This is a genomic window from Brevibacillus schisleri, from assembly GCF_055685845.1.
The window spans coordinates 2,595,855-2,618,310 of the sequence record NZ_JBVNDM010000001.1 but is presented as its reverse complement, the minus strand read 5'-3'; the positions used below and the strand labels follow the sequence as shown (position 1 = coordinate 2,618,310).

The following is a 22,456-nucleotide window of genomic DNA, read 5'->3' as shown; positions in this document are numbered from 1 at the left end:
TCCTCCCATAATTACCGTTAATCTGGAAAACCCTCTAGCATGACGCTACCAGTCTACCACAAATGCTATTAGGTGGGAATCATTTCTATGTCATTTATGAGACTTCCTGGCTCCAATTGTTAAGACGAAGATGACTCGGAAAAAGTTACATACGAAAGGATCCATTTGGAAAATTTTTTAGGTGATTCTTTTATCAAAAAAACCAGGTCTTTACTTGACCTGGTTTTTCGACACTCTAGTACAGCTTGGTATCCGGTCCTATATTCTCAAGCTTTTGTTTCACACTCTGCAGGAATCGCCCGCAAACCAGACCATCCAGCACGCGGTGATCCAAGGACATGCACAGATTAACCATAGAACGCACTGCGATCATGTCGTTAATGACGACAGGGCGTTTCACAATGGATTCAACACTAAGAATCGCAGCTTGCGGAGCATTGATAATCGGCTGGGACAACACAGAGCCAAAGGAGCCTGTGTTGTTAACCGTAAAGGTCCCGCCTGTCATGTCATCCATCGTCAATTTCCCTGTACGGGTGCGTGCTGCCAGATCATCGACTGCCTTCGCAATGCCAAGAATTGATTTTTGGTCAGCATGCTTGATGACAGGAACATAGAGAGCCTCTTCCGTAGCTACTGCGATGGAGATGTTGATGTCCTTTTTCACAATGATTTTGTCATGTGCCCATGTGGAATTGATCATCGGGAACTCTTTCAACGCTTCTACCACCGCTTTGATAAAGAACGGCAGGAACGTGAGGTTGAGTCCTTCTTTTTTCGCAAATTCGCCTTTTGCCTGATTACGGAAGTTAACGAGATTGGTCACATCTACTTCGACCATCGTCCAAGCGTGTGGAGCTTCATGTTTGCTCTGTACCATCCGGTTTGCAATCGTACGACGAATCGACGTTACAGGTACAACTTGATCACCACTTGCAACCGGAATATCTACGGAAACAGCAGGAGTCGTAGCTGGTGCTACCGGTGCAGGCGTTGAAACGGCAGTAGCTTGTTCGACCACCGCTACGGGAGCCTGCGCGACTGTTTCTTTTACTGTCTCAGCTGGCTTTTGGCCGCCAGCGTCGATAATCGCTTGGACATCTTTGCGGGTAATCCGACCGTCTGCTCCAGTCCCTACAACGCGGGACAAATCAATGCCATGTTGCTGTGAAAGCATGACAACAGCAGGTGAATAACGTTGTTTTGGACCATCAACGACTGGTGCTTGTTGAATGGATACAGCCGGTGTAGCTGCCTTTGGCTGCTCGGTTGCAGGCGTTTGTGGAGCCGAAGTTTCCGTCGTGCTAGCAGGCGCTGCAGTTCCACCTTCTGCACCACTTTCTTCTATATAGAGGATCAATGTGCCGACAGCGACTGTCTCGCCTTCTGGCACGACGATCTCCGTAACGCGTCCTGAAACGGTAGAAGGAACCTCTGCGTTTACTTTATCCGTCGTTACTTCAGCCAGTGAATCGTATTTCTTGACTGTGTCGCCTACATTGACCAACCATTTGCTGATGGTGCCCTCGGTCACGCTCTCTCCGAGCTGGGGCATAAGTACTTTCGTTGCCATGATCCTTGGTCCTCCTCGCCTTAAAAGTTGGCCAGCTCGCGCATTGCTTCCAATACTTTTTCCGGGTTCAGCATAAAGTATTTTTCCATCGGCGGGCTGTATGGCATAGCTGGTACATCTGGACCACAAAGACGTTTAATCGGTGCATCCAAATCGAACAGGCAATGCTCCGCTACAATAGCAGCTACCTCGCCGCCTACGCCGCCTTCTTTGTTGTCCTCGTGTACGATCAACACTTTGCCTGTCTTCGAAGCCGCTTCTACGATCGCTTCTTTGTCCAACGGATACAGTGTGCGCAAATCGAGAACATGCGCGCTGATGCCTTCTTGTGCAAGCTTTTCCGCAGCTTGCAGAGCGAAGTGCAGAGTCAAGCCGTAGGAGATCACTGTGATGTCTGTCCCCTCTCGCTTGACGTCCGCTTTGCCAATCGGCAGAACGTAGTCGTCCTCAGGCACTTCGCCCTTGATCAAACGATAGCAGCGCTTGTGCTCGAAAAAGAGTACCGGATCTTCATCGCGAATAGCTGCTTTCAGAAGACCTTTTGCATCATAAGGTGTCGAAGGTGCCACTACTTTCAATCCTGGGGTGTTCGTGAACATCGCTTCCACAGATTGTGAGTGGTAGAGTGCACCGTGAACCCCGCCACCGAATGGGGCACGAATCGTGATCGGGCAATGCCAGTCGTTGTTCGAACGATAGCGCATTTTCGCCGCCTCACTGACAATTTGGTTCACAGCTGGCATGATGAAGTCCGCAAACTGAATCTCTGCGATTGGGCGCATTCCGTAAGCGGCCGCACCAATCCCTACACCGACAATTGCGGATTCAGCCAGTGGCGTATCAATCACGCGCTCCTCGCCAAACTCTTCAATCAATCCGTTTGTCGCACGGAAAACACCACCGCGAACGCCAACGTCTTCTCCGAGGATAAACACGTTGGAATCACGACGCATTTCTTCACGCATCGCCATTGTAATTGCATCAATAAAAGAAATGACTGCCATAAAAAATCCCCCCTTATTCCCCGTATACGTATGTCATAGTCGATTCTGGTGTTGGATATGGCGCGTTTTCTGCATATTCAGTGGCTTCATCCACTTCCAGTTGTACGCGAGCAAGCATATCTGCTTCCTTATGTTCATCCAAGAGTCCGATCTCTCTCAAATACTCAGCGAAAACAATCAACGGGTCCTTTTTCTTCGCTTCTTCCACTTCTTCTCTCGTACGATACACACGATCGTCATCGTCGCTAGAGTGCGGAACTAGGCGATACATAACGGCTTCGATCAGCGTCGGCCCTTGACCACTGCGGGCGCGTTCAACCGCTTCTTTCATGACACGATATACTTCAATCGGATCGTTTCCGTCCACACTGACTCCTGGGAATCCGTAACCGATCGCACGGTCTGCTACACTTTCACAAGCCAACTGCTTTTTCAGTGGTACAGAGATCGCATATTTGTTGTTTTCGCAGAAAAAGATAACCGGGAGCTTGTGGACACCCGCAAAGTTCGCACCTTCGTGGAAGTCTCCCTGATTACTGGAGCCTTCTCCAAACGAAGCATACACAACAAAATCTTCTTGCTTCATTCTCCCTGCCAGAGCCATACCGACTGCGTGTGGGACTTGGGTCGTCACAGGGCTTGAACCCGTCAAAATATTGTACTTCTTGCCACCGAAGTGACCTGGCATCTGTCTACCACCACTATTCGGATCTTCTGCTTTCGCAAAAGCGGACAGCATACAATCACGGGCTGTTTGGCCAAAGACCAGCACCAAACCAAGATCGCGATAGTACGGGCACAAGAAATCTCTGTCTTTCTCCATGGCAAAAGCGGCTCCCACCTGAGCTGCTTCCTGACCCTGGCAGGAAATCACGAACGGTACTTTGCCCGCACGATTCAACAGCCATTGGCGCTCATCAATTTTTCTGGCCAATAGCATGTAATAATACATGTCAAGGACTTGCGCATCGGTCAATCCCACTTGCTCATGTCGCTTGGTTGTCATCGTTACATACCCTCCTTGCTAATTGTGTATCGCTTTTCCGTCGACAGCCTGCGCTGCCTCCATGATTGCTTCGGATAAAGATGGATGCGGGTGAATTGTCTGACCGATCTCCCACGGAGTCGCATCCAGTACACGGGCCAAGCCCGCTTCAGAAATCATATCTGTCACATGTGTACCGATCATGTGAACCCCTAACAAGTCATTGGTCTTGGCATCAACGACCAACTTCACAAAACCGTCATTCTCACCGTGAATCAGTGCTTTGCCCAGCGGCTTAAAGCTGAACTTGCCGATTTTCACATCGTAGCCTTGCTCTTTTGCTTCTTTTTCAGTGAGTCCGACATTTGCGACTTCAGGTCGGCTATACGTACATTTCGGAACCTTGGTGTAATCCATCGGGTGCGGGTTTTGTCCAGCCATGTGCTCTACCGCAAGTATTCCTTCATGCGAAGCAACATGCGCCAATTGCAGACCACCAATAACATCGCCAATCGCATAAATATGGGACTCTGCAGTCTGGAAAAATTCATTAACCACGACTACTCCGCGCTCGACTTTGATTTCTGTTGCTTCCAAACCGATGTTTTCAACATTCGCTTGGCGTCCTACTGATACGAGTACCTTTTCAGCTTCAAAGGTTTGAACTCCATCCTTGACTTCCGCCTGAATAGAGACTTTGCCTTCCCCTTTTTCCAACGATTCAGGCAGCACCTTTGCTCCCGTCACGATGTTGACTTTCCGCTTTTTCAAAAGACGAGCCAATTCCTTGCTCACTTCTTCATCCTCAAACGGCAATATACGGTCGGCGTACTCCACAACAGTCACTTCTACCCCGAAATCATTGAGCATGGAAGCCCACTCAATCCCGATGACACCGCCACCAACGATGACAACAGACGCAGGCAATTGCTCCCACTGCAATGCTTCATCGCTAGTTACCACATAAGCTCCGTCGATGACCAAACCTGGAAGTGTGCGTGGACGTGAACCCGTTGCCAGCAAAAGGAATCGTGGAACGATCATTTCTTGGTCCCCGTTTTCCTTTTCAATGCGCACAGCACCCGCCTGCGGAGAAAAAATGGAAGGCCCCATCACTCTTCCAAAGCCTTCAAAGACAGTAATGCTGCCTTTTTTCATCAAGTATTGAATCCCTTTGTGAAGTTGGTCGATAATGCCCTGCTTACGCTCTTGTATTTTTGTGAAGTCATAGCCTACTGCACCTGCCGAGACTCCGTATTTGTCAGCTTCCTTCAGGGTGGAGAATACTTCTGCACTGCGCAATAACGCTTTAGATGGGATGCAACCACGGTGTAAGCAAGTACCACCGAGCTTTTCTTTTTCCACGATTGCTACCTTCATTCCCAATTGGGAAGCGCGGATTGCTGCTACATAACCGCCGGTACCTCCCCCGAGGACGACTAGATCAAACTCTTGAGACACCACGATCTCTCCTTTCATTCGGAAAGCTAACCTGCGTATTAACGAGAATATGAATATTCAAAGAAAATCGTTTATGTATTCCTGACCGCCCTCCATCGAAGAGCGGACAGGAGTATGAACTTACTAGAAAAACGAGATTAGCGCTTGTAAACAGTCTTGCCGTTTTGCAGGAAAGTATTACGTGATCTTGCAACACTTGCAATGCGCTCTTCTGCCATGCGGTCAGCAGCTTTGTAAGAAGCCATGCCATCACGTTCAGCGATTTCGTAAATTTTCAGGATGTTGTCATAGATCGTTTCTACTTTTTTCAGTGCACGCTCGCGGTTATAGCCTTGCAGCTCATCTGCCACATTGATTACACCACCAGCGTTGATCACGTAGTCAGGTGCGTAGATCAGACCCATTTCGTGAATTTGGTCGCCGTGTTTCTCTTCTTTCAGCTGGTTGTTAGCTGCCCCTGCAATCACTTTTGCTTTGAAGAGCGGAATGGTGTCATCGTTGATGATCGCACCCAATGCGCAAGGAGAGAAGATATCGCACTCTACGCCAAAGATCTCGTTAACGCCAACGGCTTTCGCACCGAAATCGTTCACTGCGCGATCTACGTTTTCTTGATTGATATCCGTTACGATCAAATGTGCGCCTTCTTCATGCAGATGGCGGCACAGATTATACGCTACGTTTCCTACACCTTGTACAGCAATCACTCGTCCGGAGAGAGAGTCGGAACCAAACGCCAATTTAGCAGCAGCTTTCATTCCACGGTAGACACCGTAAGCTGTGACAGGGGATGGATTGCCACTGGAACCGAATGCAGGAGAAACTCCTGTTACGAAATCTGTTTCCAAGTGGATCATATCCATGTCTGCAACAGTCGTTCCTACATCCTCAGCTGTGATGTAACGGCCATTCAGACCTTGAATATAGCGACCGAAAGCACGGAACAGCTCTTCGCTCTTATGCTCGCGTGGATCACCGATGATGACTGCTTTACCACCACCGATGTTCAGTCCTGCTGCTGCGTTTTTGTAAGTCATCCCACGACCGAGGCGCAATACGTCTACAATCGCCTCTTCTTCTGTTTTATACGGCCACATGCGCGTACCGCCGAGTGCTGGTCCTAATGTCGTATCATGAATGCAAATGATTGCTTTCAAACCGGAATTTTCGTCTTGGCAAAATACCAATTGCTCGTAATCGTACTTTTGCATGTAGTCAAAGATGTTCACTGAAGAAACCTCCCTAGTATCTTTCGTTTTCCGCTTAAGTAAGCTGGCGTAACAGTGGGCTCCATTTGGAGAATTTCCCGACAAAAGGTTTATGCAAAAGTCATGCCAACAAAACCAAACTTATGAAAGCGCTTTATTTACAAGAACGCGGAGTGAGTGTCCCTACGTCAAGTCTGCATTTTTTTGCATATACGCGCAAAGATTTGCGTGCAATATTTTGCGTAGTCTCTTTTCTTACTCTTCCTGCACATCCATGATGCCCAATTTTTCCATCTTGTAGTACAAGCTGCGAATCGCGATTCCGAGGCGTTTGGCTGCAAGGGTGCGATTTCCTTTTGCTGCTGCCAGTTCCCGCAAGATGTGCTGACGTTCTGCCTTTTCCACCGCTTCTTTTAACGTGGTGCCCGTGGAATCCTCCTGCGGGACCTCTTCCTTTTTGGTCGAGACGATTCTTCTTTCCAGTGGAGGTAAATGCTCTGGCATAATGATTCGCTCGTTGATCCGCATATGAATCATCGCCCTGCCCAGTACATTCTCTAGCTCGCGTACATTGCCAGGCCAGTGATAGGACAGAAGCATCTGCAATGTTTCTTCATGCAGCTCCTCTACATTTCTTCCGTACTCCAGATTGGCTTTTCGTAGCAGATGCATAGCAATCGGCTTAATATCTTCCAAGCGCTGTCGGAGTGGAGGAATATGAATCGGTACGACGTGGAGACGATAGTACAGGTCTTCACGGAAACGTCCCGCTCCAATCGCAGCCTCCAAATTCACATGGGTAGCCGCAATGACGCGAACATCGATGTTGATCGGCTTCGTTCCACCGACTCGCACAACCTCTCGCTCTTGCAGAACGCGCAAAAGCATGACCTGCATGCTCATGGATAGCTCGCCGATCTCGTCCAAAAAGATGGTTCCGCCGCTCGCTTCCTCAAACAGCCCCCGCTTTCCTCCTCGACGGGCACCTGTAAACGCGCCTTCCTCGTAACCGAAAAGCTCACTCTCCAAGAGGCTCTCTGAGATCGCTGCACAATTAACCCGGATAAATTGGTTGTATTTTCGTTCACTTTCATTATGTATGGCGTGGGCAAACAGTTCTTTCCCCGTTCCCGATTCCCCACGAAGAAGGACAGTTGCTGGTGTTGACGCCGCCTTTTTGGCTTGCTCGATCGCTTGCTGCATGGACTCGCTATAGCCGATGATGTCTGCAAAGCTATATTTTGCCTCCAGATTGCGGATGATACGACGAGCGCTCTCCAGCTCTTCTGTCAGGCGCTTGAATTCGGAGACATCGTGAATGACGCCAACGCTTCCTTTCATCTCCCCATCGACCACAACAGGTGCAACATTGACCACGACGTCCTTGCGCTTTGGTCCCAATTTCATAGGGACGCCTCTCACTGCCTTCTTCGTTTTCAGGACTTGCATGTGCATACTATCGCCTTCAGAAATGTCTACCGTCGCTGGTTTTCCGATAATGTCTTCTTGTGAAAAACCCGTAAGCCTCGTGTAGGCCGGGTTGATCAAAAGTCCATTCCCGTATTGGTCAACGACTGATATCGCTTCGTCCGATGATTGAATAATCGCTTGCAGCATGCTCTGCAAATCCTTCAAGTTCGTCACTTCTTCTGCCAACGCCATGATTTCTGTAATATCACGGAAAATGGCAACAGCTCCGACAACTTCCCCACGATCGTTGCGAACGGGCACGCGGTTTGTAATAATCCGCGTCTGGTTAGGCAATACCTGCTCTTGATTTAGTTCGGGAGAGCCTGTCTTTAATACGATATGTAACCGAGTATTCGGTATACGCTCCGAAACTTTTGTATCCAGCACTTCACTCGCCTCGATGCCCATCAATCGCTCTGCGGCTTTGTTGAACAACGTAATAATTCCTTGGCGATTGACCCCGATAATCGCATCATGCGTGGAGTTCAGCATCGTTTCCCGCTCCCGCTGATTTTGCATCAAGACTGCAATCAGCTTATCGCGTTCCCGAATCAATTTCATGACGATTCTCGTAAACGTTCCCGGGATGAGCACCGTCTTATCTTTCTTTAATTGCCTGAGATGCTCATACTCCCCCAGGTCCCCTGTAGCTTCTAAAATGACATCCAGATCCTCATCCAAATAAGGCTGATAATCCTGACTGACAGGAATCCCCAATGATTGGGCGAGCAGGATGCCTGGGGCGTCAGGCCGTTGATCAACAACAGCAACGACTTGTAATCGGTCCATCTGGTTTAGCATTCGCAGGAGTGCTGTTCCACCACGTCCCGCACCAACGATGAGCAGCTTGTGCATGCGAGAGATCCCTCACTTTTTGAACAACCTCTTTACGATCCTACTCTTTACGATCTTACTCGTTACCATTGTACTCCAACAAACCGTTGATGGACAGGCGTTCTTCCCTAACGTGCGCTCGTTCGTGTGCAACAGGTACGGTGGACAAGGCTGTTGGCATTCGATATGATGAAATGACCATACTGTAGTTGTTGTAGTTGTTTACGCATTCGAGAAAGGGGTGAAAACCCTTGGTATTTCAGAAAATCATTGCACTCTTAATTATGGTAATCCCGGCGGCAATCGCCATGTACGGAATCAAATTAATCCGTGACGCATTTTTTTATTCTGCCTCTCCGGATGTTGGATTTTTATGGGGAAAACTCATTCTAGGTATACTGGCTTTCGCTCTCCCTGTATGGTTTATTGCCGGATTTATTCTCCATCATGAACGCAAAAAAAATCGCGTACAGCCCCGTTTCATGGTTCCTGAACCTGATGACGAGGACTAGACCAAACCGGACGAACCAGTCTGGTTTTTTTTATTTTCAGCTTCTGTAACTCTCCCCCATTGATCGAGTCGTCGGAGCCAACTGACCTGTTCAATCACGCGGGAAAACGAGCAATATTCTGCCGCAATCTGAATACACAAGAACATTACGAGCACACACGCCTGAACATAAATCGGTGTCCCGATGACAAAGGAAAAGCCTGCTGCAAAACCCAAGGCATTCGCCCCTGTATCTCCGAGCATGATTTTGCCTCCAACGTCATGTGGAAACATGAGCATACTTGCAAGGAAGACAGGGATCAAAAAAATCCAGTTTACCATCCCCGTACTGGCTCCTATTGTCCACAGACTAAAAGCTCCTGCCAATGCTGTCAGGCACCAAAATACTTTAATCGCTCGTCCAGGACGCAAATCAAACAAGTTAATGATATTGGGTGAGAGCGCAAGTAAACCAAAGGCAACAAAGCCTGCCCACAACGAATCCGAAAGAGCTAGAGTGAGACAAAATGCCGTGCTTGTCCCTCCAATTAACTTCCACATCCCGCTGGTGATTCGCCTCTCTCGCCATAACACGCCAAAATGTCCACGAAAGCCTTTTGTATCTAGATCTGATGCCCGATCATCACGCCATCCCCAAAAGGCCATTGTGATCATACCTGTTAGAAATAATAAACCGTGAAGGAGAAACTCACTTTTGACCCCTCTGAGCAAAAATAGTCCGATCAGCACGATCCCGGTTATAACGCTCGAACATACGAGGATGAGCCCCCCTGCTGTCAGTACTAGCTCTCCTTCGTAATTGAACCGATTCATCCCCAGAGCTTTGAGCTTTTGCGTGCCGATTTTATACAGCGGACGGACCAGCACCAGTGGAATAACGACCGCGACGAGCATCATGAGCATCATGATTTTCGTTTCCACTCTTGGCCCTCCCACCATTTCCAGCATAGCGTTCGGCTAATCGCGACAAACTCCTTCCCGCGATGACTGAAGCCTGCCCAATCGTTTTTCGTTTCACGATGCGAAAAAAAGACAGGGACCTCTGCTACACGATACCCTGCCCGCAAAGCATCGACAGTGAGCCCCACCTCTAGGCCAAATCCTTTATCCTGACTCCCCAATCGGTCAAGAAGCTCGCGACGTATTGCCCGTTGCCCCGATAAAGGTGCTTTTGCTTCAAAGCCTGTCAAAATCCGGATGCCATGATGGGCCAAGCCTTTTGCTAATCCGAGACCTGCTTTCACTTGCGGAGGTGGAAGAACAGCTACCGCCATATCACAGACATCTTGTAGCACAGGCGTAAGCAAATGTGCTGCTTCTGCTGCACTGTCTCGCAAATCACCGTCGAGAAGCATGACCACATCCCCACTGGCACACTTCCAGCCCAATTGAACAGCTGCACCTTTTCCTTGATTGCGCGGTGCTCGAATCACCCTATCCGCCCACTTGCTTGCGATGTGTGCAGTCTCATCTTGACTGCCATCATCAACGACGATTAGTTCATCACAAAAAAAACGTTCACGGATGGCACGGAGTGTATCACCGATGGAAGCCTGTTCGTTGAACGCTGGGATGACGACGCTAACTTTTTTCACGCGAGCCCTTCCTCTCAGCCAATCTATTTTGCACTTGCTCCAAAAGTGCCCATTGTTTTGCAGGAGAGTTAGGCACATCTACGACCTGTATCCAGGAATTCACCTGTTTTTCCCGTAGCCAAAGCGGAACTTGTCTTGTTACCACCAAAAGCACCCCATCTCCCCAATTATTACCCTCGTGATAAGAAATCACTTCCATGCCTACTGAATGCATCAGTTGCGTAATCTGTTCAGCAACGTTGCCATCCTCCTGCCAAACATACACCTTGCTTCCTGCAAGTTCATCCACATAGCGCATGCTCATAAGTTGGACGACTTCTTGGTTGCTGCGCGCAACTTCCTTCAGCAAACGATTTATTTGCTGCCTTAATTCATGGTTGCTTTTGAGAGCCCGATCGTACTTTGCTTCCATATTGGAAAGAATGCCTTTTGTTCCTTGCGTTATCCATGAATGGCCTGCGGTCCCTCCTAACAAGATACCTACCCCAAGTGCGACAAATATGGCAGCCAGTGAAATCAAATGATAGCGGAAGGGTATCATGTCTACCTCCATGAAGTGCGTTGTTCATAACGTCCAAGTCCGCCAACTGGTCCAAATCATCTGTACAGCATGACGGGTGATTGGATTAATAACGAGCGCGGCTGAAACAGGGAGAAGCATCGCAACTATACACCAACCCCACAGCTTCCATGACTCGCTCGGCCGATAGAGATGACTGACTCCTTTGGCATCAATTAGCTTTGTCCCAATCTTCGTGCGGACCAACAACGTGCTCGCCATACCTTTGCGGCCTTTTTCCAGAAAATCAATCATATTGGTATGGGCACCGATCGTGACGATTAGTTCAGCCTCCTTTTCGTACGCTAGCAACATCGCCACATCCTCACTCGTACCAGGTGCTGGCAAAACATGAAAAGGCAAACCGAGAGCTTTTACGCGAATCGTCCCAGGTGCTATCCCATCCATGAAAGCATGGACGACGATCTCCGCTCCGCTTTGGAGTGCTTTGTCCGAGACGCTATCCATATCTCCCACAATCAGGTCTGGACGATACCCAGCTTCCATAAGGGCATCTGCACCGCCATCGACCCCGATCAAAACAGGACGATATTCCCGAATATAGGAAGATAGCGTCAGCAAGTCCTCCCTATAATGTTTCCCGCGAACGACGACTACGACGTGTCGCTGTTCCATTTTTGTATGTAATTGCACATGGCAAAGTGGTTTTAAAAACAGGTCTTTCTCCTTGCTGGCGTACAAAAGTGTATTGTCGATAAACGACGAGAGTGTGTCATCCAACTTATCCTGCGCTTCATGCCATCGGTTCAAAACAGAGGGAACTGTCACCTGCTGTAGCCTGTACACATGGACCCACTTCTCTTCCAATAGGATGTACAAATTTTCTTCACGTATCGTTGCATACTTGCCCTCGATCCATTCCATGAACGAATCCGACACATCTACATCCAGTGCCTCATAAAGTGTGACACCGCTTGTTAAAAGTTGGCGAGCCCCTTCAGCCGGGTATTGCCCCGTCATGAATGGCGAAAGGTTGAGGACGACTTTTACCCCTCTTTCCAGTAAAGACTGTGCTGCTATCTCATCAACGTCCGGATGATCAATGATGGCGATATGATGGGAGTGGAGACGTTTGCACAACTGCTTCGTCTTCAGATCAGCCGCTACGACAGCGGTGTATGAATGTGCTGCAGAATCTTTTCGTTTGCCCACTTTTCCACCTCCGCCTTTAGTATGCTAAATATTTCCTCCCTACATGCAAAAAAAGAAGCCGTGCATCGAATGCACAACCTCTTTTAAGCGAAGCGTTTTCAGTTTAATCTACGCACCCTTGGCCAGGTAGTAAATGATCAAACCATCTGCGAACAGGAAGACCACCAAAGATACAAAGCCAAATAAGATTGCAAAGGTGTTTTTCGCTTTGATGGAATTCAAACAGCCCCAAGCGATAAAGAATGTGAAGATAAACATCAGGATGTCAAATAAAACGATTTTCATTTACGACAACTCCTTCACCATGATGACGCAAACAGGAATACAATGGCAATTCCATTATATAGCTTCAGGTATTATGAGACAAGCATATCCAAATTTGTGAACAAAAAGTTTCACAATTATTTCCCTTTTATTGTGCCACAAGCTACGCTACCTATCCATATACTCCAGCAATCTTGTTCATTCCATTTTTCTTGCCCGGCTACGTGATCATGAATGGTGAGAACGAGGTCTCTCAGTTCTTCATCGGTTAACTCATGCAGAATGGAGCGGCCTTTTCTGGAAAGTAAGTCAGCTTCCAATTCAGACCAGCTATCGTATTCACGTCTTGTCTCCCAAAGAGTCGTCTTGTTCACCTGTTCAAGCCCCGTGAGTTTCATCGTGTTCTGCACCATTGTATCATCCGGTCTTCGTGTCTGCTCTATCGTTAGCAAGCGCGGGTATCGAGTAAAGAAAAAACCGCGAAAATGAGTCGGCGAGGCTGGCATTTTGACATCGTCCATTGTCCGGTCTTGGATTAAGCAAATCCCACCCGGTGCCAATAGCCTGATAACTTCTTTAAAAAACTTCTGCAAGTCTTGTTCCGGGAAATGATGGATCAAGGCTCGAGCGAATACAATATCCGCACAATGACTCGGCAATCCGGTTGCGCGGGCATCCCCTTGTGCAAATGAAATCTTCGGATCGTCTCCGCATTGCTCGCTCGCCGCTTCCACCATCACGTGGGAAAAATCAATGCCCGTGACAGAGGCAGCTCCTAGCCTAGACCAAGCCTTACTGTAAATTCCTCCGCCACAACCGATGTCCACGACATTTTTTCCCTCGGGATTGACGAGTGACAGGATCGTCTGACTCCACGTATCATCAGCGGTTCTCCCCGTATAGCTCAACTGGTTTTTCTTCGCGTGAAAATCAATTGTCATTCCTGCTTCGCCTCCATGAACTCCAAACGGTTTCCAAATGGGTCCTCTGTGAAAAAGCGAATAAGGTGAGGAATTTCTTCGTCAATCCGAAATGAGATCCCATTTGCTTGCAGATGCTCCATCAGCGAACCAATGTTTTGCACAAGGAACGCCGGATGTGCTTTTTTCGCAGGGATGAATCCTTCCTCTACGCCAATATGAATCATTTGCGCCCCACATTGAAACCATACACCACCTCGAACGAGAAGCTTCGCTGGCTTTGGAACCTCTGGCATTCCCAAAAGCTCACCAAAAAACTTGCGCGCTACGTCCTCTGTACCTGCTGGTGCTGCTAATTGTACATGGTCGAGCCCAATCCATTCATGCTTGGTTGTCATCGTCTTCTTGTCCTCCTCTTTTTTTGCACAGAACCATCCATTCGTCAATCTGATGGGTCATTACTCTGCCTGCGTTTGTGGTAATCCCAAGATACTCCTTTTGTTCATCTGTAGCGTTCAGCAGCAATTTTTCCACATTCACTTCCTGCTCAGATGATTCGGAGGTACGCTGAACCCATGGTAAAAATTCAAACCTTTTTTTGCGTTCCCGCTGCTTTTGCAAAATCAAGCCATTCGCTTCAAACAAAGCGTGCCATTCACGGACGGAAAGACAACGAACATGACTAGGATCGCGTGTTTTCTCTACTTCATTTATAAATGCGGAAAGCGACGAGTCCTCAGGCGAAACGTTGTCAATGAAGAGAAACACCCCCCCAGGGGTAAGTACGCGCCCCACCTCACGAACAAAAGCCGCCGGATCAGGGAAATGATGCGCCGCTATTCGGCATGTGACAATCTCAAATGATTCATCGAGAAACGGGAGAGATTCTGCATCAGCCTGCACATACATCACATTATCGACAAGTGCTGTATCATTGGCAGCAGATGCCGCCATGAGCATCGGGCGTGTCAAATCCGTAGCGACGACCAAACTCACATGAGGAGCCAAAGTCCTCGCTACGTGCCCACCTCCTGTAGCGATATCCAATGCCCGCCAGTTCTCTCTCGGCTGCATCCACTCTACCATTAGTTCCAGGTCGCAGCCTTTTGCATGTGTCTTGCTTTGCACGTATCGCTCTGCATTTTTTCCAAATTGTGCTTGAACAGCTTGTTTGATCTCCTCATTCTTCACCGGGAACACCTCCTGCCTTTATCATATTCCCATGTTTGTCACCCTTGTTATAGAATACAGATAACTAGTTATCGACAATTTGAATAGGAGGCATCTTACAATGGATCGAGAAAGTCTTGAGGTATTCTTGACGATTGCTCGTCATGGATCGATCAATCGCGCTGCACAGGCATTATTTTTGGCGCAATCAACCTTGACGCACCGATTGAAGCAGCTAGAGCGCCAGGTTGGGAGTGAGCTGTTTGTTCGTACTGCCTCAGGAGTGAGTCTTACTGGTGAGGGACGTCGGTTGCTACCGGTTGCGACGAGCATCGTTGAGCAAATGCGCTCCTTTATCCAAGAGAAAGAACAGCGCCAATCGATGAACATCGTCGCAGGAAAAGCTTTTGTCGCCTATGAACTGCCGAGACTTATTGGGGAGTACCGGATTGCTCATCCCGGCTTCACCTGCTACGTCCGCTCTACGTTGTACGAGGAGTCCCTTAGCGCTCTGCTAACGGGAACGGCTGATATTGCCTTTCTCGGGAGCGAAATGTATCACCCGCACATCCATCAAGAATTCCTTCCCAGCGATCGACTCGTGCTCGTCATGGCGCCCAGTCATCCTTGGGCAAGCGGGTTTCCAGGTTTTCAGGCATGGGGAACCGAGGAAATGATTGTATTCGGGAATCATACCGCTCCTTATCGCCAACGAATCGACCGCTATCTTGCCAAGCAGGGAGTTTTTCCGAATATTATTATGGAATTGGACAGTTTCAATGCTGTTAAAAAAATGGTCGAAAGTCAGCTAGGGATCACCATCCTGCCGGAAAGAACTATACAACAAGAGCTGGCGACCGGAAGATTGGTTGCCTACGATATCGCAAACGGCGAATTAGTGCGCCCCACTCTCATCGCCTACCTGCACCCCAAAAAAGAGGACGATGCTTTCCAGCAATTCGTCCAATGGATCAAAGAACATTATTAACAAAAGTTCACTGTAGTGTTAGTACCGTTAGCTCTGGGCGGCAAAATAAACGAACTGGCAAGATCGTCGTACCCAATCCTCTGTTGGTGTACACATCCATGCCACCTACCCGGTACAGTCCTTGTACATATTTACGTCCGTATTGAGGCGTCATGAGATGACCAATGAAGGGCAAGCGTACTTGTCCGCCATGGCTGTGGCCGGACAGTTGGAGATGCACGGGATGCTCTGACGCAATATCAGCAAAATCAGGCTCATGCGCCAACAAGATTACGCTGCCCTCCGGCGGGATATTTTCGAGCGCCTTTGACAGATCAGGTACACCATAGAAAATATCATCGACCCCCGCCATGTATAACTGCTGGCCATCCTTGTGTACGACAACGTGCCGATTATCCAACACTTCGAAGCCTGACGCGACTAAGCCATCTCGAACCTTTTGCTGTTCACCAGCTCGATAATCGTGGTTGCCCAAAACGGCGAATTTGCCTAATGGGGCTAGAAGCTGATTGAAAAGGGGAATAGCGGCGAATAGCGGTCGCGTCACTTCATCAACGATATCCCCTGTGAAGCAAATCAAATCCGGTTTTTCGCTCTGGATTGCGGCAATAACTGGCTCCAATTCTTTCGGTTCAAAATAATGACCGAGATGGACATCACTGAAATGAATGAGCTTTGTCCCCTTAAAGCTTTCTGGCAATCCCGGTATCGTGATCGACAATCGTACGATATCCAGTGCTTTTCGTTCCCATACATGACCGTACACGCCAGTCGCTATACCGAGTCCAATCAATCCTCCTACCCATTTCGTAAGTTTGTGGAGAAATGTTTTCCTTGAAATGGGAGCAAGGTTAGGATCATTCACTGTCCTTCATTCGCTCATACCCATTCACGACAACATCCAATCTCCCCGTTACCGGGTCAATGAGTAACCCATGGACGTCCACATTCGGTGGGAGGAGCGGGTGATTTTTAATCGTATCTACGCTATTTTTCACACTTTCTTCAACACGATCAAATCCGTGCAGCCACTTGTGTAAGTTAATCCCTGCATGTTGAAGCGTGGAGAACGTTTGAGCCGAGACTCCTCGCTCCAGCATCTTCTCCATGGTGCGCTTGCTGTCTATCGCGCTCATCCCGCAGTCATAATGACCGACAACCATCACTTCTTCTGCATTCAATTCATAGATCGCCACGAGAATGCTTCGCATGATACTCCCAAAAGGATGGGACACGATTGCCCCAGCGCTTTTTACGTGCTTGATATCCCCATTGTGTATGTTCATGGCTTTCGGCAAAAGTTCCACCAACCGCGTATCCATGCAAGAGAGCACGACCAGTCGTTTATCAGGAAACTTGGTAGTTTGGTACTTTTCATATTCATGTTTCTCTACAAATTCACGGTTAAATGCGAGAATTTCATCCAAATTGCGCACTTTCACAGCACCTGCCTCGCTATTAGTAGTATGTATTTGTATCGTATGCTTTTCTATTTTACATAGGAGGATCAAAATCTCGCAAGGGACTCTGGCAGTTTCTTATCAAATGGTTCATTTTGTCAGGATGTAATGCTGCTCGTCCAAACGAAATTTTTTTGGTGAGAAGAGCTGTTTTTTCGGAAAATGCCTGAAAAAATGAGGGCTTTTTTCACGTGATAGCTTGCCTGTCAAAACATAAGGAGAGACTATCGGATTAGGCTCAATTCCTGGTGTTTCTTTTATCATGACGAATAATTCTAGGCACATGGATTCAGTTCCTCCGGAAAGAGTACATTTTAGTTATAGTAAAAATACCCTAATTTTGGTAAAATCATTAAAAACATAATTAGGAGAGTTGCAGATTGAAATTTAGACTAGCCTTACTACTTGTACTAGCATTAATCCTTCCAGCCTGTAGTGAAACGGCAAGCACACCAGAAGTGCCGCTACCTGCATATGTATTAGCCATTGACCGATTTGACGAAAGCACCGGAATGTGGATGGTTGCTTTAGCGACAGAATCAAATGATGAAAAGGAATTGCGCGCTTTAGTGGAAAATACTCGGACCTTAGCGAAAGACAAGAAAGAAGAAATTAACTCCGTTTCTGTGACCATTATCAAACCAGATGGAAGGATTCCTTCCACTATTACGGCATTTGGCAGAATTGCCTTGACGAGTAAAGGCATGGAACAAACCGGATTGAGTAGTACTTCCGAAATGGTCTTTGAATATAGAAACGCACCCGCTGCAAGCCCCGAACAACCACCTACTACACCAGCTAAAGAAACAGCTAAGTGACCTCTGTGATTCTATTTAGTAAAATGGTATATTGATAATCAAAGCCAGGGTTAAAATACCTTGGCTTATTTCTTGTCCCGAGACAATAGCCAATTCATCAGGTTAAAACTTGGAAAAGCTTTTCTAATTGTTTCTTATTTGCGAATGACTCATCAATCGATAAAAAGGATAATAGGGTAATTGGTTTTTGGGCTTTATCTGCCGCAAACATTTTGTGATGGCCATCCAATAAAAAATGACTATAAACCCATATTTCATCAAAATGATTTAACGGATATTTTATATCTAGGAAAGAAATACTCAACGCTGTTGGTGTTTCTTTTATATCCACTCTGTCCATGTAATCATTTATTGCTATAGAATTTAATGATTCACTGGATTGAAGCCGTACTATATATTCTTCAATTTTCCTCATACTGCTAATATTCCTTAACCCAGCCTTGTAGTACTCAGTCCCATGTGCCTCTCTTTTCAGCCTAGGATACACCTTCAGCAAAGTTGCAATGTAATGACCATTGGGAATGAGACAGGATAAATCAGACAGGAACTCTTGGTCTAGTGAATTTATCCCTTGATTTAATCTGTTGGATATTTTTGTTGCGCTTTTCATATCCATTCCTGAAGCGTTGGCATAAAAAAGACAGGTTTCACAATCTATACCTGTATTGGCGATCTCTTTTCCCTCAATGGTTAGAAACCTTTGGCGATAACCAGCCTGCTTATACGCAATTGGTGATGTAGAAGAACGAATATGAATTTCTTTGTAGGATAATAGTTTACTCATTTTTCATTATCTCCAAGATCATATTAACTTTTATATTTAGAGGGGTTTTCAACATAACTCTCGATAACATACCCACAATGCGTACAGATTTTATGAATGATGGCAGAACCAAGAGGGATAATCTTGCCTAAAGGAAACACTGCCGCATCTCCAGCTTGTCTCCCTTTTCCAATCTCATTACCTCCACATTTCGGGCATTGTTCGATTTGATTTTTCATTTTATACCTCGCTATTATTTTGATATTTCATTAATCTTTTAAATGTTCATTCCACAATGCTTTGTCATAGTAATCAACACAAAGACCTTGATTGTTTCGCGTAAATAGATCTAAATGATAGTGATCATGGCCGAAACTTCTAAGAAATGAACCTGCACCCGTTCTTGAAAGTGGCTCAAAAGAACCAGAAGCGTATTCAAATACAATTTTGCTCCCTATTATAAAAAGAGTGTCATAATCTCGTTTCATCAATATCTTATCTTTATTTTCCTTATAATGGAACATTAAATAATCTTCATTATCTAAATCAGAAAATTTTCTTGGATTCACTTCAAAACATCCGAAGCCAGATTGGATGTTCTCTCCTGTAATTAGGAATCCTTTCGTTGAGTTAACGCAAAAAGCGCGATACCATTACGGCGTCCCGCGTGTATTTGGGTGAAACGTTTAGTCGATTCGTCCAATCAGGACGAGACAGATAGTCATTTACTATAAAAGGTGCGTTACTTTAACGAGGGAGTGAAGACATGAAACGAAAGGGTAATAAGAGAACCATTCGACATGTACAATACGACTGGTATCCGAATCCATACGATCATTACCCACGTTTTCAGGATCGCTGGTTTTCAAACTTTGACATATGTGTCACAGATCGAAAACGGTGTGAAAGGCGTTGTTCTTTTATGACTGGCTATGAAAACGTTTTGTGTAACCAGAGGTGTGCGGAGGAGTTTGTAGAGTGTCAAGAGATATACAGAGAAGACTGAATTACACTAAGATAAATAGGGGCAGTTCTTAATATACCGTTGCCCCTTATACATACTTCCTCCTCCGACTCAGCTCGTTAATAATAAAAAGAAACGCCACCCAATTCGGGCAACGTTACTTTCGAATGTGCATTCGGTTAAACTCGTCTCAACCCCACCGTTCAAAAACGTTGTAATGATGCGGTCCTAGTCCTAACTAATCTTCGCCTCAATCCGAAGCTTGTCAGCCACCATCGCGATAAACTCACTGTTGGTCGGCTTCGCCTTGGTGTTGGAAATCGTATAACCAAACAGGCTGGAAATGGAGTCCAAATTACCACGGGACCATGCTACTTCAATCGCATGACGGATGGCACGTTCTACACGACTAGCGGTTGTATTGAATTTCTTTGCAATGTCCGGGTACAGGACTTTGGTAATCGAACCGAGCAGCTCGACATCGTTGTATACCATTGTAATCGCTTCCCGCAAATACAAATAGCCTTTGATGTGCGCTGGAACTCCAATCTCATGAATGATACTGGTGATGCTCGCGTCCAAATTGCGACCGCGGATTTGTAAGGTAGCTTGCGGTTTCGCAGAAGAAACAAAAGAAGAGGCAGGCTTGGTGGTAATGATTTGACGGATGCGCTGAGCCAGCACCTCCATATCAAACGGTTTCAAAATGTAGTAAGCTGCTCCCAGCTCGACTGCTTTCTTCGTAATCTCTTCCTGCCCGAAAGCAGTCAACATGATAATTTTAGGTTGAGGACTTAAGCGCATGGCCTGAATTTGCTCCAAAACAGCCAAGCCATCCAGATGTGGCATGATGATATCCAAAATTAATACATCGGGTACACGTTCCTGCAGCAGTCGAACTACCTCATTGCCGTTGTAAGCAACACCCACAACATTCATGTCATACTGGCTACTGATGTACTCTTCTAACAGATTCACAAATTCTCGGTTATCATCTGCCAACAACACTTCAATCTTGCTCAAGGTCGTTCCTCCTAACAATGGACGGTCTTTTGGAAAGAAGGTGGCGTTCTAGAAGTTAACAAATCTAAAGGGATTAGTCCATACCATCTTTTTCTCTACAAAAATTATTCGACAAAGCAAATTCCATTCCTGCCAATGACGAAAGATTGAATGATTTAACTGATATTTCGACAAAGAATTCTTTCATTCCGAACCGATTCGTCAAAGGACTGCAAAAATCGGAAAAGCCGCCTCGCTTCGTTCGCGTGACGGCACTTCATTCAGGCAGCCTTGGGTGTATGGGTTCGGGATTCAGCAGTTTCTCGGACATTCACACCAGCATCCTGAAGCATCCATTCAATGTAGCAGCCGTATCCCGAAGTCGGATCATTGACAAACACATGCGTAACAGCACCGACGATCTTGCCTTTTTGAATGATAGGACTGCCGCTCATTCCTTGTACGATGCCACCTGTCTTTTCCAAAAGGCGTTTGTCCGTAACTTTGATAATCATCCCTTTGGTTGCAGGAAAATGCTGCTTGACCACGTTTGCGATCTCAATATCGAACTCTTCTACCTTTTGACCTTCCACGACAGTAAGAATTTTGGCTGGCCCTTCCTCTACCTGCTCAGCAAGAGCGATTGGTAACGGCTCCTGATAATAGCTGCGTTTGGGCTCGTCCTTCATTTTGCCGAAAATGCCAAAAGGGGTGTTTTTCGTTATATTTCCAAGAACTTCACTTTCGTTGTAGAAACGTGCAAATTTCTCCCCTGGGTTGCCACTTTGTCCTTTTTCAATCGATGTGACACTTGCTTGCACGATCTGGCCATCTCCTACGACAATGGCTTGACCAGTATCAACGTCGGAAATGACGTGCCCTAATGCCCCGTACGCTTTTGAATTTGGATCATAAAAGGTCAGTGTCCCTACTCCTGCCGCTGAATCCCGAATATAGAGACCCATACGGTATTCACTGTCTTTTTTATCTTTTGCCGGGTGCAAAGTGAGCGATAGCTTTTCCTTGCCACGAACGACAAGCAATTGAACGGAATGATTCTTTTTCCCCGTTTCGTTAATCAATTTCTTTACGTCGTTCATGTCATTGATGTACATGTCGTTCATTTTGATAATCATGTCACCGACGTGTATACCTGCCTGTTCACCTGGAGAAAACTTGTTTTTCCCATCGTCTACTAAATGATGACCGACAACCAAAACACCCGCTGTTTGCAGCTTCACCCCGATTGACTGTCCACCAGGGTACAACCGCAGATCTGGCAATACATTAACTTTTACAGCAGTCAGCGGAATGTTATGCCACTTCACCTGCAATTGGGCTTCCCCAGCCCTGCGCGGTTCTACAGACATAGGCCTGCTCAAATCAACGGATACCTCACGCGCCTCTGTCCCGTTAACGTGCAAAATATCAGGATTGCTATTGATTAGCGTGCCCATTACCGGCACAGAGACCCGCAGTTGCTCGTGGGACCCTTCCATCAAACGCAATTCACGGGGAAAGGAGGACAGATCGCGGAACGGGGTGGAACTCACGACAAGCGCCGTGATGAGGAGAAGGAGACTTCCCATCCATTTTCTTTTGTTTTGTCGGATCACCAGTAATCACTCCTACCGTTCCCTACCTACACCTACAAAACAAAACGGTCAGGTCCATTTTGTTTGACCGAAAGCGGTCATGAGGGACACCTCCACCTTGTGTACCTTTAATGTTGCC

General features: G+C 46.9%; 24 protein-coding genes. 3 read left to right on the top strand and 21 right to left on the bottom strand.

Features of this window, described 5'->3' with window-relative positions:
- Positions 1-235: 235 nt before the first annotated feature.
- The 6 genes from ACUUHJ_RS13015 to ACUUHJ_RS12990 all read right to left on the bottom strand — a co-directional run bounded on the left by ACUUHJ_RS13015 (position 236) and on the right by ACUUHJ_RS12990 (position 8,556).
- Positions 236-1,573, bottom strand: a complete 1,338-nt coding sequence (locus tag ACUUHJ_RS13015) for a dihydrolipoamide acetyltransferase family protein (RefSeq protein ID WP_472299056.1) — start codon at positions 1,571-1,573, stop codon at positions 236-238.
- Between the two features lie 20 nt (positions 1,574-1,593).
- Positions 1,594-2,577: an alpha-ketoacid dehydrogenase subunit beta gene (locus ACUUHJ_RS13010; RefSeq protein ID WP_007720847.1), complete on the bottom strand. Its 984-nt coding sequence runs from the start codon at positions 2,575-2,577 to the stop codon at positions 1,594-1,596.
- 13 nt (positions 2,578-2,590) lie between these two features.
- Entirely contained in the window at positions 2,591-3,583 is a 993-nt protein-coding gene (locus tag ACUUHJ_RS13005; protein WP_012686063.1) for a thiamine pyrophosphate-dependent dehydrogenase E1 component subunit alpha, read from the bottom strand.
- 18 nt (positions 3,584-3,601) lie between these two features.
- Positions 3,602-5,023 (bottom strand): dihydrolipoyl dehydrogenase, encoded by a 1,422-nt coding sequence (gene lpdA, locus ACUUHJ_RS13000; RefSeq protein WP_197237369.1) that lies wholly within the window; start codon positions 5,021-5,023, stop codon positions 3,602-3,604.
- A 137-nt stretch (positions 5,024-5,160) separates the two neighbouring features.
- Positions 5,161-6,252 (bottom strand): Glu/Leu/Phe/Val dehydrogenase dimerization domain-containing protein, encoded by a 1,092-nt coding sequence (locus ACUUHJ_RS12995; protein ID WP_012686061.1) that lies wholly within the window; start codon positions 6,250-6,252, stop codon positions 5,161-5,163.
- 234 nt (positions 6,253-6,486) lie between these two features.
- Complete coding sequence (locus ACUUHJ_RS12990) at positions 6,487-8,556, bottom strand: sigma 54-interacting transcriptional regulator (RefSeq protein WP_289677618.1); 2,070 nt, start codon at positions 8,554-8,556, stop codon at positions 6,487-6,489.
- Between the two features lie 230 nt (positions 8,557-8,786).
- On the opposite strand from ACUUHJ_RS12990, the gene ACUUHJ_RS12985 reads away from it, so the two are divergent.
- The gene (locus tag ACUUHJ_RS12985) at positions 8,787-9,047 is read left to right on the top strand and encodes a DUF2627 domain-containing protein (protein WP_172137864.1); all 261 of its coding nucleotides are present in this window, start codon (positions 8,787-8,789) and stop codon (positions 9,045-9,047) included.
- Here the strand turns inward: ACUUHJ_RS12985 and ACUUHJ_RS12980 are convergent.
- The 8 genes from ACUUHJ_RS12980 to ACUUHJ_RS12945 all read right to left on the bottom strand — a co-directional run bounded on the left by ACUUHJ_RS12980 (position 9,044) and on the right by ACUUHJ_RS12945 (position 14,748).
- Entirely contained in the window at positions 9,044-9,967 is a 924-nt protein-coding gene (locus ACUUHJ_RS12980; RefSeq protein WP_472299055.1) for a UDP-N-acetylmuramyl pentapeptide phosphotransferase, read from the bottom strand. The two genes, ACUUHJ_RS12985 and ACUUHJ_RS12980, sit on opposite strands and share 4 nt — an antisense overlap.
- Positions 9,949-10,641, bottom strand: a complete 693-nt coding sequence (locus tag ACUUHJ_RS12975; protein WP_289677616.1) for a glycosyltransferase family 2 protein — start codon at positions 10,639-10,641, stop codon at positions 9,949-9,951. Before ACUUHJ_RS12975 ends, ACUUHJ_RS12980 begins: the two co-directional genes overlap by 19 nt.
- Positions 10,628-11,182, bottom strand: coding sequence for a copper transporter (locus tag ACUUHJ_RS12970; protein WP_289677615.1), 555 nt, complete (start codon positions 11,180-11,182; stop codon positions 10,628-10,630). Before ACUUHJ_RS12970 ends, ACUUHJ_RS12975 begins: the two co-directional genes overlap by 14 nt.
- A 24-nt stretch (positions 11,183-11,206) precedes the next feature.
- Positions 11,207-12,373, bottom strand: coding sequence for a putative cytokinetic ring protein SteA (gene steA, locus ACUUHJ_RS12965; RefSeq protein WP_472299054.1), 1,167 nt, complete (start codon positions 12,371-12,373; stop codon positions 11,207-11,209).
- Positions 12,374-12,481: 108 nt separating this feature from the next.
- Positions 12,482-12,658: a DUF2759 family protein gene (locus ACUUHJ_RS12960; protein WP_088907150.1), complete on the bottom strand. Its 177-nt coding sequence runs from the start codon at positions 12,656-12,658 to the stop codon at positions 12,482-12,484.
- Positions 12,659-12,774: 116 nt separating this feature from the next.
- Complete coding sequence (locus tag ACUUHJ_RS12955) at positions 12,775-13,578, bottom strand: class I SAM-dependent methyltransferase (RefSeq protein WP_289677612.1); 804 nt, start codon at positions 13,576-13,578, stop codon at positions 12,775-12,777.
- Complete coding sequence (locus ACUUHJ_RS12950) at positions 13,575-13,955, bottom strand: VOC family protein (protein ID WP_012686053.1); 381 nt, start codon at positions 13,953-13,955, stop codon at positions 13,575-13,577. Before ACUUHJ_RS12950 ends, ACUUHJ_RS12955 begins: the two co-directional genes overlap by 4 nt.
- A complete protein-coding gene (locus ACUUHJ_RS12945) occupies positions 13,939-14,748 on the bottom strand; it encodes a class I SAM-dependent methyltransferase (protein ID WP_289677611.1) in 810 nt (269 codons plus the stop codon). Before ACUUHJ_RS12945 ends, ACUUHJ_RS12950 begins: the two co-directional genes overlap by 17 nt.
- A gap of 100 nt (positions 14,749-14,848) precedes the next feature.
- On the opposite strand from ACUUHJ_RS12945, the gene ACUUHJ_RS12940 reads away from it, so the two are divergent.
- Entirely contained in the window at positions 14,849-15,715 is an 867-nt protein-coding gene (locus ACUUHJ_RS12940) for a LysR family transcriptional regulator (RefSeq protein ID WP_289677610.1), read from the top strand.
- Positions 15,716-15,722: 7 nt separating this feature from the next.
- Here the strand turns inward: ACUUHJ_RS12940 and ACUUHJ_RS12935 are convergent, their stop codons facing one another.
- The gene (locus ACUUHJ_RS12935) at positions 15,723-16,580 is read right to left on the bottom strand and encodes a metallophosphoesterase (RefSeq protein WP_436406361.1); all 858 of its coding nucleotides are present in this window, start codon (positions 16,578-16,580) and stop codon (positions 15,723-15,725) included.
- Positions 16,573-17,151 carry a beta-class carbonic anhydrase gene (locus tag ACUUHJ_RS12930; RefSeq protein WP_289678078.1) on the bottom strand — a complete coding sequence of 193 codons (579 nt, stop codon included), beginning with the start codon at positions 17,149-17,151 and terminating at the stop codon, positions 16,573-16,575. Before ACUUHJ_RS12930 ends, ACUUHJ_RS12935 begins: the two co-directional genes overlap by 8 nt.
- Positions 17,152-17,555: 404 nt before the next feature.
- Between ACUUHJ_RS12930 and ACUUHJ_RS12925 the strand changes: the two genes are divergently transcribed.
- Positions 17,556-17,993 (top strand): hypothetical protein, encoded by a 438-nt coding sequence (locus ACUUHJ_RS12925; RefSeq protein WP_289677607.1) that lies wholly within the window; start codon positions 17,556-17,558, stop codon positions 17,991-17,993.
- A gap of 97 nt (positions 17,994-18,090) precedes the next feature.
- Here the strand turns inward: ACUUHJ_RS12925 and ACUUHJ_RS12920 are convergent, their stop codons facing one another.
- The 5 genes from ACUUHJ_RS12920 to spoIVB all read right to left on the bottom strand — a co-directional run bounded on the left by ACUUHJ_RS12920 (position 18,091) and on the right by spoIVB (position 22,338).
- A complete protein-coding gene (locus tag ACUUHJ_RS12920) occupies positions 18,091-18,777 on the bottom strand; it encodes a hypothetical protein (RefSeq protein WP_289677606.1) in 687 nt (228 codons plus the stop codon).
- A 23-nt stretch (positions 18,778-18,800) separates the two neighbouring features.
- Positions 18,801-18,995, bottom strand: coding sequence for a transcription initiation factor TFIIIB (locus ACUUHJ_RS12915; protein ID WP_289677605.1), 195 nt, complete (start codon positions 18,993-18,995; stop codon positions 18,801-18,803).
- Positions 18,996-19,025: 30 nt separating this feature from the next.
- Positions 19,026-19,325: a hypothetical protein gene (locus ACUUHJ_RS12910; protein WP_289677604.1), complete on the bottom strand. Its 300-nt coding sequence runs from the start codon at positions 19,323-19,325 to the stop codon at positions 19,026-19,028.
- A 629-nt stretch (positions 19,326-19,954) separates the two neighbouring features.
- On the bottom strand, positions 19,955-20,743 hold the full coding sequence (spo0A, locus tag ACUUHJ_RS12905; protein ID WP_016739922.1) for a sporulation transcription factor Spo0A: 789 nt from the start codon (positions 20,741-20,743) through the stop codon (positions 19,955-19,957).
- A 260-nt stretch (positions 20,744-21,003) separates the two neighbouring features.
- Positions 21,004-22,338, bottom strand: coding sequence for a SpoIVB peptidase (gene spoIVB / locus ACUUHJ_RS12900; protein ID WP_289677603.1), 1,335 nt, complete (start codon positions 22,336-22,338; stop codon positions 21,004-21,006).
- Positions 22,339-22,456 lie beyond the last annotated feature (118 nt).

Excerpts from the sequence above, each read along its gene's own strand:
- ACUUHJ_RS12960 (WP_088907150.1), bottom strand. The coding sequence starts at position 12,658 with ATGAAAATCGTTTTATTTGACATCCTGATGTTTATCTTCACATTCTTT.
- ACUUHJ_RS13015 (WP_472299056.1), bottom strand. The coding sequence starts at position 1,573 with ATGGCAACGAAAGTACTTATGCCCCAGCTCGGAGAGAGCGTGACCGAG.
- ACUUHJ_RS13010 (WP_007720847.1), bottom strand. The coding sequence starts at position 2,577 with ATGGCAGTCATTTCTTTTATTGATGCAATTACAATGGCGATGCGTGAA.
- ACUUHJ_RS12990 (WP_289677618.1), bottom strand. The coding sequence starts at position 8,556 with ATGCACAAGCTGCTCATCGTTGGTGCGGGACGTGGTGGAACAGCACTC.
- ACUUHJ_RS12940 (WP_289677610.1), top strand. The coding sequence starts at position 14,849 with ATGGATCGAGAAAGTCTTGAGGTATTCTTGACGATTGCTCGTCATGGA.
- ACUUHJ_RS13005 (WP_012686063.1), bottom strand. The coding sequence starts at position 3,583 with ATGACAACCAAGCGACATGAGCAAGTGGGATTGACCGATGCGCAAGTC.
- ACUUHJ_RS12970 (WP_289677615.1), bottom strand. The coding sequence starts at position 11,182 with ATGATACCCTTCCGCTATCATTTGATTTCACTGGCTGCCATATTTGTC.
- ACUUHJ_RS12920 (WP_289677606.1), bottom strand. The coding sequence starts at position 18,777 with ATGAGTAAACTATTATCCTACAAAGAAATTCATATTCGTTCTTCTACA.
- ACUUHJ_RS12915 (WP_289677605.1), bottom strand. The coding sequence starts at position 18,995 with ATGAAAAATCAAATCGAACAATGCCCGAAATGTGGAGGTAATGAGATT.
- ACUUHJ_RS12955 (WP_289677612.1), bottom strand. The coding sequence starts at position 13,578 with ATGACAATTGATTTTCACGCGAAGAAAAACCAGTTGAGCTATACGGGG.
- ACUUHJ_RS12950 (WP_012686053.1), bottom strand. The coding sequence starts at position 13,955 with ATGACAACCAAGCATGAATGGATTGGGCTCGACCATGTACAATTAGCA.